Consider the following 13294-nt stretch of genomic DNA (forward strand, 5'->3'; position numbering starts at 1 on the left):
GGGCGCCGGCTTGCAGGCCGGTGGCCTGGGCCATGCGGCTTTTTTTCAACCGGCGGGCATGCGATTGCCGGGCTGCCGCGCCAGCGCAAAGAGCTCGGCCAGCGCCTGCGCGGGCAGCGGCCGGCTGAAATGGAAGCCCTGCACTTCGTCGCAGGGGTGCAGGCGCAGGCAGGCGAGCTGCTCGGGCGTTTCCACGCCTTCGGCGGTGACGGTGATGCCCAGCGAACGGCCGAGGTCGCCGAGGGCCTGCACGATGGCCCGGTCGTTGCCGCTGCTGGCGAGCTCGGCGATGAAGCTGCGGTCGATCTTGATGCCGTCGAGCGGGTAGCGGCGCAGGTAGGCCAGCGATGAAAAGCCGGTGCCGAAGTCGTCCAGGCTCAGGCGGACGCCCAGATCCTTGAGCGCCTGCAGCGTGGCCAGTGCAGCCTGGTCGTGCGCCAGCAGCACGCGTTCGGTGATCTCGAGCTCGAGGCGGTGGGCCGGCAGTCCGCTGGCATGCAGCGCACGGGCGACATCGCCGGGGATGTCGCTGTGTTCGCCGAACTGCCCGGGCGATAGATTGACCGAAACACCGATGTCGTCCGGCCACCGGGCGGCTTCTCGGCAGGCCGTTTCGAGCACCCAGCGGCCCAGCGGCTGGATGAGGCCGGTGTCTTCGGCCAGCGGAATGAACAGGTCGGGCGGCAGCAGTCCACGCTGCGGATGTTGCCAGCGCACCAGCGCCTCGCAACTGCGGAGCGTGCCGTCCGCCGTGGCATAGCGGGGCTGGTAGTGCAGGCGCAACTGGCCTTCGTTCAGTGCCCGGCGCAGGTCGTCCTCGAGGTGCCGGCGCTCGACGAGTTGCGTGTTCATGGCCGCGGTGTAGACCCGCCAGGTGTTGCGACCGGCCGCCTTGGCCTGGTAGAGCGCGATATCCCCCAGGCGCAGCAGTTCTTCGGTGGTACTCGCATGGGTGGGCGCCAGGGTGATGCCGATGCTGGTCCCGATGTAGACCTGCTGCGGGCCGAGCACAAAGGGCCGGCACAGGTCATCCACCAGCGCGGTGCAGATCCGGGTGATCTGCTGCATGTCTTCGATTCCGGGAAGTGCCAACACGAACTCGTCGCCGCCCAGGCGCGCCACCAGGCCTTCGGGCCCGGCGTGGAGCCTCAGGCGGCGGGCGACGTCCTGCAGCACCTGGTCGCCGGCGGCGTGGCCGAAAGCATCGTTGACCGGCTTGAAGCGGTCGAGATCCAGGCTCAGCAGCGTCAGCGTCGCGGGGCGCACGACCGCAGCGGACGCCGGGTCCAGGTTCGGGTCGGGTTGCGGGTCTGCCAGGTGCTGGTCGAGGAACTGATGAAGCCTGCGGCGGTTGGGCAGGCCGGTGAGCGCGTCGTGCAGCGAGAGATGGCGGACCTCGGCCTGGGCTTCGACCTCGTCGGTGATGTCCGTGGCCGTGCCGCGATGGCCGACCGTTGCTTCGCCGTCCTCGCCGCGGATGGCGCGGGCGGTGACGGTGCAGATGCGGCGCCGCCCGGTGCTGTCGTGGTAGTGGCACAGAAGCGCGTCGCGCTCGCCTTTGCCCGGCCGGGCCTGGGCCTGCAGCCATCGGTGCAGCGAGAGTCCCTGGGACTGCAGCAGGTCGGCCAGGGGCTGGCCCAGCCAGTCTTCCCGGCGAGCCCGCGTGACCTCTGTGAAACGTTCGGAGAGGTAGGTCAGGCGGCCCTGGGCATCCACTTCCCAGAGCCAGTCGGACGAGGCCTCGGCAATGTCGCGGAAGCGGCGTTCGCTGCTTCTGAGCTCGGCTTCGCTGGCGCGCACCGCGTCGAACTGGGCATCGAGCTGGCGTGCGGACACCAGCGCGTGCCGCAGCAGCAGGGTGAGCACGATGGCCAGAGCCAGCACGCCGGCGCCGAAAAGCGGCAGCGTCTGCTTCAGCAATGCCAGGCCGGGTTGCGGTGGATTCCAGTTCATCTGGATGCCGGAGTCCAGCAGCGGCATCGATTCCTGGCCGGGCAACGGGGCGTTCGACGGGGTCAGGATCGGCAGGCCGTAGGTCTCGCTGAGATGGGTCAGCTTGCCGGCGTCGAGCACGGTGACGAACAGCAGCACCGATGCAGGCCCCGTGGTGCGCTGGATCGAGGGATCCCAGCCTGGCGTTATCGTCCCGGCGGCAGCGAGGGCGGGCACGCCCCCCACGCGGAAAGCGCGCACCACGCTGAAGTTTTCCTGGCTGGGCTCGCGGGCCGCGGCGACCAGGCCGGCGACGTCGCCTTCGAGCCAGTCGCCGGCCTGCACGGAGGCGGCCTGGCCGTCGATGACGGCGTAGACGGTGTGGTCCTGCGGACCGATCACCAGCGCACCGTTGTAGCCGTAGAGGTCATAGGGAATGTCGCCGACATTGCGCTGATCGTCGGCCCAGTTCTTGTCGACCTTGAGATGCAGATTGCGGTAGGCCTCGCCCCACTTGCTGTAGTTGATGGTGTTGCGAGCCAGCTCGTTGCGGACCTGGTCGAAGGTGCGGGCGATGAAGGTGCGCGAGCGCTGCTGGACGTCCGTATCCTGGCTCAGGGCATTCTTGACCAGCAGCGTGCCGCCCAGGCCGATGAGCAGCAGAAGTGCACAGAGGGCGGGCAGGATGCGCGAAATCAATTGGCGGTTGCGGCGTGTCGCGGCCCAGCGTGCAAAGACGGTTTTGTGCATGGCGGATACCTGGAGCACGCGATGGTAACGTGAACGGGCGCCAGGCACCGTGGGGCGGGCGAGGCGCACGCCGCAAGGTGTTGCGAGGCGCGGACACGGACCGTGCGTCGGGTCGCGATGCCCGGCCGCCGCCGGCCGCCGCCGGCGGTTCCGGCTGGACGGTGATCGGGGATCGTCAGCCGTGCGGCCGACGGTTCTGCTGGAGAGCCCAGCGTGCCGGGTCCACGGCATCGGCCAACTGGCGTTCGATCGGCCAGGGATCGCCACCGGCATGGCTGGCGATGTGTTCGGCGCACAAGGCGGCCAGGCTGAGCCCGCGCGCGCCCAGGCCGCTGAGCGTGTAGAGACCCGCCAGCCGGGGCAGTTCGGACAGGCGCAGCCCGCCGCCCGGGCGCTGCGTGCCCAGTGCGGCCAGGTCGGGCAGGGGGCCGGCCAGGGGCAGGCGGTCGGGCGTGGTCGCGCGGATCTGCACCCAGGGCGACAGACCGGGCTCGCGGCTCTGCAGGGCAGAGCCGAACTGCGGCGCCAGGGCCTGGGCCCATTCCGGCGCCAGCGATTGCAGCTTGGCCAGGTTGTCGAGATCCGAACTCGGGCGGGGCTGCATGTCCGTGTCGCCGCGCTCGAAACTCGAGCCCATGGCCCAATCCCAGCGTGCGGCGCTGGCCGAACCGGGCCAATTGCCGATGAAATGCCCGTTGCCCGTGAGCGGTGGCGCCGGTGTCTGGCCGGTGGCCCGGCCCAGCGTGATCTGGCCACGCACGGGGGCCAGCGCGGAGGCATCCGGCGCGGTTCCGAAATCCAGCAGGCCGAGGCTGTCCATGGCGGTGGCGACCACCACCAGCTCGGCTTCGGCCAGCGGTCGGCCCTGGGCGTCGAGCGCCTGCCAGACCGGGGCCGTATCGGCGGCGGCTGGGCCTGGCGTCGCCGGGGTGGGCAGTGGGCGCAGTGCGGCCACGGCCTGATGCCAGTGCATCGTCAGTCCGGGGCTGGCCGCCAGCCAGTGCGCCACGAGCGCAGCCCCCTGGATGCGCAGCCCCTGCGCATGGCGCAAGGCCGCTCCGCGGTAGCCGCCGGGCAGTGTCGCGTCGGGCACGAACACCGGGGCGCCTTCGGCCGCCGGCGATCCGTCCGTGGCCGGCAAGCCTGCGTCGTCGTCGGCGTGGCGTGACGAAGCGCTGTCCTGACGCGGCAGGGCCTGCCAGATCTCGCCGCTTTGCCAGGCTGCGGCAGGCAGCCCGGTCAGCGCCAGCGTCTGCCGCATCCAGGCCACGCCGGCCCTCGACAGCCGGGAGATCACGGCGTCGTCGGGCGACACGTGCGGCAGGCACAGACCGACGGGCAGGCCCGACGCGCCCTGTGCCGGTCCGCTGGCGGCATCCAGCAGCGTCACCGACCAGCCGCGCCGCGCCAGGGCCCAGCAGCAGGCCGCACCTGCCAGCCCGGCACCGATGACCAGCGCTCGCCGCCGCGTGGGCGGCGGCGGAGGGGCCAGGGCAGGCGCGGCGGGCGCCGCCAGCCCGTGCGCTGCGCGGTCGCGCCAGGGCACCAGCCGTCCTTGCAGCGCATCGCGCTTGGGCGGCAGGCCGGGGCGTCGCTGCAGAACGAAGCCGGCTTCGGTCAAGCCCTTGCGCACCGCGGCCGCGATGGTCCAGGTGGCCAGCAGGGCCTGGGGCCGCATCAGCCGTGCCAGGCCCTTGAACACGCGGGGTTGCCAGAGATCCGGGTTCCTGGCGGGCGAGAATCCGTCCAGATAGGCCGCATCGGCCTGCAATTGCAGACGAGGCAGCCATTGCGCGGCATCGCCCACCACCAGCGTGAGCGTGACGCAATGACGGGCGTCGCGCGGATGGACGAACAGCATGCGGTGCAGGCCGGGCCCGGCCGGCTGGGGGTAGACCGCGGCCAGTTGGGACGCCAGGTGGGCCACCTCGGCCAGGCTCGGCGAGCGGGCCACGGCACGCAAGATGTCGGCGGGCGTCACCGGATAGGCCTCGAGGCTCACCAGGTGCAAATGGGCGCAGCGCGCGTCGTCGGCCAGCCACTCGAGCCAGGTGGCCATGAAGTTCAGGCCCAGGCCAAAACCTGTTTCGACGATGCAGAAACGGTCCCGGTGGCGCCAGCGTGTCTGGACTTCGCAGCCCTGCATGAACACGTAGCGGCTTTGCTGCAGCGCACCGGCCTCGGAGTGGTAGATGTCGCCGAAACGCGGCGAAAAAGGCACGCCGCGCTGGAGATCCCACTGCAGTTCGGTCGGCGCACCGCTGCCGGTGGCCGGCGGCCAGGCGGGAACGGGTGCGAAGGCATCTGCGTCCGGAGGCGAGGAGGGGGGAACGGCGGGCACGTCGAGGGGAAAAGAAGGGACGGAAAAAAACAAGCGTGGAAGCAAAAGAGGCTGGCCGCAGCCAGCCTCTGAAGGGGATGGACACCGACGCGGCCGTTCACCGGCCGGTCGTGAGTCCGATCCGCCCGATCACTCGTTCGGACCTTGCGGAACGTAACCGGCCACCTGGTCGGCACCTTCGCCGAAGAAGTGTTTTTCCATCTGGCGAGCCAGGTACTGGCGGGCGCGGGCATCGGCGAGGTTGAGGCGGTTCTCGTTGACCAGCATGGTCTGCTGGCGCAGCCATTCGGCCCAAGCCTGCTTGCTGACGTTCTCGAAGATGCGTTTGCCGAGTTCGCCCGGATAGACGGGTGTGTCCAGACCTTCGGCCTCGATGCCGAGTTTGATGCATTTGACGGTACGTGCCATGGGGTTTTGTCCTTGAATGGAGGGCCGTACGTTCGTGCGCACGGCCGTTGGGCGGGTGGCCAGCCCGAGGCCGGCGCCAGGGGGGAGACTGTACCAAGTTTCGTCTTCCGTCCCGGCGATTTGCGGTCAAGGCCCCGTGCGCCGAACAGTCTTGCCGCACGCGGCCGACCGGCTCATCATGGGCGCTCTCCGACGCGGTTCGGGGAGCGACTGGCCTAGACTGGCCAGCAGTCGGCGCACACGGCCCGGGACGCCGGCCCATCGAAAGTTCACCGGGCGGAATAGACACACACAGGAGTGCGACTCATGAGCTACAAAATCGCCGTGCTGATCGGCAGTTTGCGCAAGGATTCCTACAACCGCCGGCTGGCCCTGGCCCTGGCGGCTCTGGCGCCCGAGGAGTTCGTGTTCGAGCACCTCGATATCGGCCAGCTCCCGCTCTACAACCAGGACGACGACGACCATCAGGCCGATGCCGTCGTGGCGCTCAAGGCCGCGGTCGAGGCCGCCGACGGTCTGCTGTTCGTCACCCCCGAATACAACCGCTCCATTCCGGGCGTGCTCAAGAATGCGCTCGACCAGGCCTCGCGCCCCTGGGGCAAGAGCTCGTGGCAGGGCAAGGCCGCGGGCGTGATCGGCACCTCGCCCAGCGGGGTGGGCACCGCCATCGCCCAGCAGCACCTGCGCGGCGTGCTGGTCGGCCAGCAGGTTTCGGTCTATGCGGGCCCCGAGGTCTTCCTGCAATTCAAGGACGGCCTGATCGACGACAAGGGACACATCGACAACGAAGGCACCCGCAAGTTCCTGCAGGGCTGGGTCGACGGCTACGTCGCCTGGATCAAGAAACTCGAGGCCTAATAGAAGCCCAGCGCGCCGGCCAGCGCCCCGCCGGCGATCAGCCAGAGCAGGTGGATGCGGGTGCGCCACATCAGCAGCAGGGCCACCGCGGTCACCACCAGCGAACGCCAGCCCGTGCTCCATTGCGCGACAGGCACCATCAGCACCCAGCCCGTGGCGATGATGAGGCCGACGGTCAGGGGGGCCAGACCGATCTTGAAGGCCCGCACGCCCAGGCGCTCGCGGTTGTGCTGGGCCCAGCGCGCGGCCACCAGGGTCAATGCGCTCGACGGCAGCAGGATGCCGACCATCGACACCGCCATGCCGAGCAGGCCGCCCAGCCAACCCATGGCCGAACCGATGTGCCAGCCCAGCAGGCCCACGAACAGCACATTGGGGCCGGGCGAGGACTGCGCGATCGCGACCGATTGCGTGAACTGCGCGTCGGTGAGCCATCGTTGCTCGCCCACCAGGTAGCGGTGCATGTCGGGAATGGTGGTGATCGCGCCGCCCACGGCCAGCAGCGACAGCGACAGGAAATGGGTGAACAGGGCCAGCCAGTCGGCGAGGCTCAAGGCCGCGGCGTTCATGGCGCGCCCTCGCCGTTGCCGGCCTGTGCGGCAGCGCGGCGCTGGGCGTCGAGCCGCCTGATGCGCAGCCAGGCCCAGGCGTAGGCCGGGCTGCCGACACCCAGCAGCGTCCACACCAGGGACCAGTGCAGCAAGGCCACGCAGCCGAAAGTGACCAGCATGAACAGCACGCTGACGGTCATGCCCATGGGATTGAGCCGCAGCGAGCCGATCAGCTTGACCCCGGTGGCCATGATCAGGCCTGCCGCGACGGCTCCCATGCCCTTGAGCGCTCCCCGTACCGCTTCGACGTGCAGAAACTGCTCGTAGGCCAGGGTCAGCGAAAGAACCAGCACCAGCGGCACCGCGAACAGCCCGGCCAGGGCGGCCAGCGAACCGCGCCAGCCGAAGTAGCGGTCACCCAGCATCAGCGCCAGATTGACCACGTTGGGGCCCGGCAGGATCTGCGCCACCGTCCAGTCCTCGATGAACTCGGCCGGCGTCATCCATTTTTTCTTCTCGACCATCTCGCGCTGCACGACGGTCAGCACACCGCCGAAGCCTTGCATGGCCAGGCTCGAGAAGGCCAGGAACAACTGCCACTTGGATTGCGGCTGGAAGGGCGAAGCCGTGGCGGTGGGGGTGTCGGGTGCGGAGGGCTGGGCGGGGGGCAAGGACGGCATGGCGGACAAAGCAAGGGGCGGGGCAGTCCGGCAGGACTGTACAAAGCTCATTCGATGAGGCGGTGCTGGCGCAGCAGGTCGGCAACGAGTTCCAGCCGGAGGATGGGGCTGTCGACCTCGAGCAGCTGCTGTTTGCGGCGCATGTCGAGCGGCAGCAGTTCGATCCAGCGGTTGGCGACCCAGCCCGGCTGTTTCAGTTGCGGCTGGCCGGCGAACAGGGGCCGCGGGTGCGGATCGGCCGGCTGGGCTGCTGCGCGGCCTTTCGAGCCGCCTGCGCGATCCAGCAATTGCGCCAGCAGGTGAACCGCCGGTTCGAGGTCGGGGAGGACACCCCAGCCGGGATCGTCCTGCGGCAGGACGGTGGCCTGGGACACCCACAGGCCGTTCTTTTCCTGATGCGCCTGGTGCAGCCGCACGCGCTCGAAGCCGTGGCAGACCAGTTGGATGAGGCCGGGCTGGGGCCTTTCGTGCGCCACGATGCGGGCGCAGGTGGCCACGCCCGCGAGCCGTTCGGCCTGGCCCGGCCGGCGCACCTCGGTGCCGCGTTCGAGCAGCACCACCCCGAAAGGCTGGCCGTCGCGCAGGCATTGGCCGATCATCTCGAGGTAACGCACCTCGAATACCCGCAGCGGCAGCACGCCGTCGGGCAAAAGCACGGTGCCCAGCGGGAACAGCGGCAACCGCTCGGCCTGTCCATTCGAAAAAACACCCCGCGCATCTGAAGTCATGGAAAGGTCCTGGAGTCAGATGGGCGGGGCGATGGCCGGATCGGCGGTGCGGGTGCCGGGGTCTTCAGTCCTCGGCGACGGCGTCGGCCGGCATGCGCTGGAGCATCGCCAGCGAACTCGCCAGCGTGGCGCGCAGCTTGCGTCGGTCGCAGATGAAGTCGACCGCGCCCTTGCGCAGCAGGAACTCGGCGCGCTGGAAACCCGGCGGCAGTTTTTCGCGCACGGTGTTCTCGATCACGCGGGGGCCGGCAAAGCCGATCAGCGCCTTGGGTTCGGCCACCACGATATCGCCCATGAAGGCAAAACCGGCGGACACGCCACCCATGGTCGGATCCGTCAGCACGCTGATGTAGGGCAGGCCCTTCTTGGCCAGGCGTGTGAGCGACGCATTGGTCTTGGCCATCTGCATCAGCGACAGCAGGCCTTCCTGCATGCGCGCGCCGCCGGTGGCGGTGAAGCAGATGAAGGGGACTTTCTGTTCGATGGCGGTCTCGACGCCGCGCACGAAACGCTCGCCGACCACCGAACCCATGGAGCCGGCCATGAAATCGAACTCGAAGCAGGCGACCACCACGTTGATGCTCTGGATCGAGCCACCGATCACCACCAGCGCATCGGTCTCACCGGTGCTCTCCATGGCTTCCTTGAGGCGATCGGGGTACTTGCGGCTGTCCTTGAACTTCAGCGCATCGACCGGCAGGACTTCCTGGCCGATCTCGTAGCGGCCTTCGGCATCCAGCAGGCCGTCGAGGCGGGCGCGCGAACCGATGCGCATGTGGTGATCGCACTTGGGGCAGACGTTGAGGTTCTGTTCCAGGTCGGTCTTGTAGAGCACCGTTTCGCAGCTCGGGCACTTGATCCACAGGCCTTCGGGGATGGCACGGCGTTCGGCCGGGTCGGTGGGCTGGATCTTCGGGGGCAGCAGTTTTTCGAGCCAGGACATGTCGTTCGCTTTCCTGTTGGGACGGCGTATCCCCCGCAAGGGAGCGCCGTGATCGGGGCAAGATGAAAAAAGGGCAACACGCGCCCGGCACAGACAAAAGGCCGGGGCCGGGCCGCAGCCTCTCCAGGGTGGAAGAGGCATTTGGCCGCTATTTTAATCGCCCCGGGGCCGCCGTGCCTCGGGGCGGCGGCGGCACAGGGGATCAGGCGTCGAGCGCGCGGCGGATGTCGCGGATGAAGGTGACCGCGGTGCCCACGACTTTTTCGTGCGGCTGGCTCTCGATGAGCTGGATCAGCCGGCTGCCGATGACCACGGCGTCGGAGACGTCGGCGATGGCGCGTGCCGTCTGCGCATCGCGGATGCCGAAGCCCACGCCCAGCGGCACCTTGACGTGTTCGCGGATGCGCGGCAGCGCCTGTGCGACGGCCTCGGTGTCGAGCGTGCCCGCGCCGGTCACACCCTTGAGCGACACATAGTAGACATAGCCCGAGGCGATCTCGGCGACCGCGCGGATGCGCGATTCGGTCGAGGTCGGGGCCAGCAGGAAGATGGGGTCCAGCCCGTACCGCTGCAGTTCGCGTGTGAAATCCTGGGCTTCCTCGGGCGGGTAGTCCACGATCAGCACGCCGTCGACGCCGGCTTCGGCCGCGTCCTGCGCAAAACGGCCCGGACCGTGGCGCTGGTCGTAGCGCTCGACCGGGTTGGCATAACCCATCAGCACCACGGGCGTGCTGTCGTTCTGGGTGCGGAAGGCCTTGACCATCTCGAGCACCCGGACCAGCGTGACGCCCTTGGCCAGCGCACGCTCGGAGGCCTTCTGGATCACCGGACCGTCGGCCATCGGATCGGAGAAGGGCACGCCCAGCTCGATCACGTCGGCACCCGCGCGGGCCATGCCCAGCATCAGGTCGACCGTGATGTCGGCATAGGGATCGCCTGCCGTGACATAGGGAATCAGCGCCTTGCGGCCAGCCGACTGCAACTGCTCGAAGCAGGCTTGGATACGACTCATGGCGGTGCTCCTTACAGCGTGATGCCTGCGCGCTCGGCGACGGTGTGCATGTCCTTGTCGCCGCGGCCCGAGAGGTTGACCAGCAGGATGCTGTCCTTGGCGAGCGTGGGCGCCAGCTTGAAGGCGTGGGCTGCCGCATGGCTGGATTCCAGCGCCGGAATGATGCCTTCGGCACGACACAGGTAGTGGAAAGCCGCCAGGGCCTCGTCGTCGGTGATGCCGACATACTCGGCGCGGCCGATGTCCTTGAGGTAGCAGTGCTCGGGGCCCACGCCCGGATAGTCCAGGCCGGCGCTCACCGAGTGCGTTTCCTGGACCTGGCCGTCTTCGTCCTGCAGCAGGTACATGCGGTTGCCGTGCAGCACGCCGGGCGTGCCCTTGTTGAGCGAAGCCGCGTGGCGGGGCGTGTCCATGCCTTCGCCGGCTGCTTCCACGCCGATCAGGCGAACCGATTCATGCGGAATGTAGGGGTAGAAGATGCCCATGGCATTGCTGCCGCCGCCGACGGCCGCGATGACCGCGTCGGGCTGCCGGCCCGCGTACTCGGGCATCTGGGTCAGGCATTCGTCGCCGATCACGCGCTGGAAGTCGCGGACCATCATCGGGTAGGGGTGGGGACCCGCCACCGTGCCGATGATGTAGAAGGTGTTCTCGATGTGCGTGACCCAGTCGCGCATGGCCTCGTTGAGGGCGTCCTTGAGCGTCTTGCTGCCGGATTCCACGGGCACCACGGTGGCGCCCAGCAGTTTCATGCGGTAGACGTTGGCGGCCTGGCGCTTGACGTCCTCGCTGCCCATGTAGACCACGCATTCGAGGCCGTAGCGAGCCGCGATGGTGGCCGTGGCCACGCCGTGCTGACCGGCGCCGGTTTCGGCGATGACGCGGGGCTTGCCCATGCGGCGTGCCAGCAGGGCCTGGCCGATCACGTTGTTGATCTTGTGTGCGCCGGTGTGGTTGAGGTCTTCGCGCTTGAGGTAGATCTGGGCGCCGCCGAGCTCGCGGCTGATGCGCGAGGCATGGTAGACCGGACTGGGCCGGCCCACGTAGTGGGCCAGTTCGTCGTGGTACTCGGCCAGGAAGTCGGGGTCGTTCTGGTATCTGGCGTAGGCGTCCTTGAGTTCGCCGAGCGCCTGGCTCAGGGTTTCGGCCGCAAAACTGCCGCCGTAGATGCCGAAGTGACCCAGGGCATCGGGTTGCTGGTATTCAAACATGGATGTCGATTCCGTATCAATCGAGAGACGCGGATTGCGCCACAAGCGCATCGGCCGCCCGCACGGCGGCCACGAAGCGCTGAATCTTGCCGGGGTCCTTGATGCCTTTGGCGGCCTCGACCCCGGAGCTCACGTCAACGGCCCAGGGCCGGACTTGCAAGATGCCATCGGTCACGTTTGCAGGCGTGAGTCCACCAGACAAAACGAGACGAGAGCTGGCGGCGATTGCGGGATGTGACCAATTGAATGCGTTCCAGTCGAAGGAAAGGCCGGCGCCGCCATACCCGGAGACATGGGCATCGACCAGGATGGCCTGGGCGGCGGCGTGCTGCTTTGCATATTCTACGAGATCGAAGCCCGCAGCGCCCGCGTCGAGCGGAATGCGCGCGGCGCGGATGTGGGGATGTCCCGACGCTTCGCACTGCGAGGGCGACTCGTCGCCGTGGAACTGCAGCGTGGCCCAGGGCATCTGGCGCACGATGTCCTGCAGGGACTGCGGGGTCTCGTTGACCACCAGCAGCACGGGCGTGACGAACGCCGGCAGGTCTCGCGCCAGTTCGCGTGCCCGTTCGATGCTGACGTGGCGCGGGCTCTTGGGATAGAGCACAAAACCGATGGCATCGGCCCCGGCCTGCACGGCTGCGGCCACGTCCTGCTCGCGGGTCAGGCCGCAGATCTTGATCCGTGTACGGCGAAGGCCGGGGGCAGCGCCGGGTGCCGGCGCGGGAGAGAAGTCAGCAGTCATGGCGTGGCAAGGACAAATAGGAGAAGACGGGAGGGCATGAGCCCAGGCGGCAAGGCCCCAGGAGACATTGTCGCGCAGTGCATGCCGCGCTGCACCGGCCATGGCCGGGGCCCGCAGGCGTTCAGGGCAGCCAGTCGAAGGCCGCGGTGCGCGCGGGCAAGTGCCAGGATTCGCTGTAGACCGGCCCCAGAAAGTACAGACCATGCGGCGAAAACGTCGGCGAGGCGGCATCGCGGCTGCGGGCGGCGAGCACCTCTGCCATCCAGTCCGGGGCATGCTGACCCTGACCCACGGCGATCAGGCTGCCCATCAGGTTGCGGATCATGTGGTGCAGAAAGGCATTGGCCTCGAATTCGAAGCGCCAGTAGGCGCTGCCGTCGGGCTGGCCCTTGCGGCCGATGTCGATTCGGCGCAGGTGTTTCACGGGCGACAGCGCCTGGCAGGCCGAGGCACGGAACGAGGTGAAGTCGTGCTCGCCGACCAGGTGCCGGGCCGCAGCCTGCATGGCGGGCAGGGACAGCGGCTTGAAGACCCAGCCCACGCGCCCGGCTTCCACGCTGGGGCGCACCGGCGACTCCAGCAGCACGTAGGCATAGCGCCGCGCCGTGGCGCTGCCGCGGGCGTGAAAGGCATCGGGTACACGCCGTGCCCACTGCACCGCGATGTCGGGCGGCAGATGCGCATTGGTGCCGCGCACCCAGGAAAAATCGTCGCGGGTGATCTCGGTGTCGAAGTGCACGACCTGCATCAGGCCGTGGACGCCCGAGTCGGTGCGGCCGGCACAGAGCGTCGACAGCGGACCGCTGCCATCGCCCGCGAACCGGCCCAGCGCACGCTCGAGGTGATCCTGCACGGTGCGGCCGGAGGGCTGGCTCTGCCAGCCTTCGTAGGCGGCGCCGTTGTAACTGAGGCCGAGGGCAATGCGCATGAATCGGGAGTCCGGCCCGGCAAGGGCCACGAAGGCAAAAGCGGTATGCTACCGCGCGCCGCGGCAACGCGTCCCATGAAAACCTGCCGAACACGTTCCCGGGGGTGGGGGATAATTGTCGGGTTTGCCCAAAGCACGGCTCAAGAGGTTGTTCGCACGGGCGCGCGTGGGGCCTTTATTCCCGTGGCCCGTTTCCTTTCCTGTGAT

12 protein-coding genes are annotated in these 13294 nt (G+C 68.7%); 1 reads left to right on the plus strand and 11 read right to left on the minus strand.

The window, feature by feature from the left end; all coding sequences use genetic code 11:
- Positions 1-45: 45 nt before the first annotated feature.
- From EC845_RS11715 to EC845_RS11725, 3 genes are all read right to left on the minus strand, one after another.
- Complete coding sequence (locus EC845_RS11715; protein ID WP_123298279.1) at positions 46-2682, minus strand: EAL domain-containing protein; 2637 nt, start codon at positions 2680-2682, stop codon at positions 46-48.
- Between the two features lie 175 nt (positions 2683-2857).
- Positions 2858-5023 (minus strand): FAD-dependent 5-carboxymethylaminomethyl-2-thiouridine(34) oxidoreductase MnmC, encoded by a 2166-nt coding sequence (gene mnmC, locus EC845_RS11720; protein WP_158615683.1) that lies wholly within the window; start codon positions 5021-5023, stop codon positions 2858-2860.
- A gap of 129 nt (positions 5024-5152) precedes the next feature.
- Positions 5153-5431, minus strand: coding sequence for an oxidative damage protection protein (locus EC845_RS11725; protein ID WP_123298281.1), 279 nt, complete (start codon positions 5429-5431; stop codon positions 5153-5155).
- Between the two features lie 306 nt (positions 5432-5737).
- Between EC845_RS11725 and EC845_RS11730 the strand changes: the two genes are divergently transcribed.
- Entirely contained in the window at positions 5738-6289 is a 552-nt protein-coding gene (locus tag EC845_RS11730) for an NADPH-dependent FMN reductase (RefSeq protein WP_123298282.1), read from the plus strand.
- Here EC845_RS11730 and EC845_RS11735 read toward each other — a convergent pair.
- The 8 genes from EC845_RS11735 to truA all read right to left on the minus strand — a co-directional run bounded on the left by EC845_RS11735 (position 6286) and on the right by truA (position 13087).
- On the minus strand, positions 6286-6858 hold the full coding sequence (locus tag EC845_RS11735; protein WP_123298283.1) for a chromate transporter: 573 nt from the start codon (positions 6856-6858) through the stop codon (positions 6286-6288). The two genes, EC845_RS11730 and EC845_RS11735, sit on opposite strands and share 4 nt — an antisense overlap.
- Complete coding sequence (locus EC845_RS11740) at positions 6855-7520, minus strand: chromate transporter (RefSeq protein WP_123298284.1); 666 nt, start codon at positions 7518-7520, stop codon at positions 6855-6857. Before EC845_RS11740 ends, EC845_RS11735 begins: the two co-directional genes overlap by 4 nt.
- 47 nt (positions 7521-7567) lie before the next feature.
- Positions 7568-8248 carry an LON peptidase substrate-binding domain-containing protein gene (locus EC845_RS11745; RefSeq protein ID WP_123298285.1) on the minus strand — a complete coding sequence of 227 codons (681 nt, stop codon included), beginning with the start codon at positions 8246-8248 and terminating at the stop codon, positions 7568-7570.
- Positions 8249-8312: 64 nt separating this feature from the next.
- A complete protein-coding gene (gene accD / locus EC845_RS11750; RefSeq protein ID WP_123298286.1) occupies positions 8313-9191 on the minus strand; it encodes an acetyl-CoA carboxylase, carboxyltransferase subunit beta in 879 nt (292 codons plus the stop codon).
- Between the two features lie 202 nt (positions 9192-9393).
- The gene (gene trpA, locus EC845_RS11755) at positions 9394-10203 is read right to left on the minus strand and encodes a tryptophan synthase subunit alpha (protein WP_123298287.1); all 810 of its coding nucleotides are present in this window, start codon (positions 10201-10203) and stop codon (positions 9394-9396) included.
- Positions 10204-10214: 11 nt separating this feature from the next.
- Entirely contained in the window at positions 10215-11414 is a 1200-nt protein-coding gene (trpB, locus tag EC845_RS11760; RefSeq protein ID WP_123298288.1) for a tryptophan synthase subunit beta, read from the minus strand.
- A gap of 16 nt (positions 11415-11430) precedes the next feature.
- On the minus strand, positions 11431-12159 hold the full coding sequence (locus EC845_RS11765) for a phosphoribosylanthranilate isomerase (protein ID WP_123298289.1): 729 nt from the start codon (positions 12157-12159) through the stop codon (positions 11431-11433).
- A gap of 121 nt (positions 12160-12280) precedes the next feature.
- Positions 12281-13087, minus strand: coding sequence for a tRNA pseudouridine(38-40) synthase TruA (gene truA, locus EC845_RS11770; protein ID WP_123298290.1), 807 nt, complete (start codon positions 13085-13087; stop codon positions 12281-12283).
- Between the last annotated feature and the right edge of the window lie 207 nt (positions 13088-13294).

It is taken from the genome of Comamonas sp. BIGb0124, from assembly GCF_003752175.1.
Lineage (GTDB): Bacteria > Pseudomonadota > Gammaproteobacteria > Burkholderiales > Burkholderiaceae_C > Comamonas_F.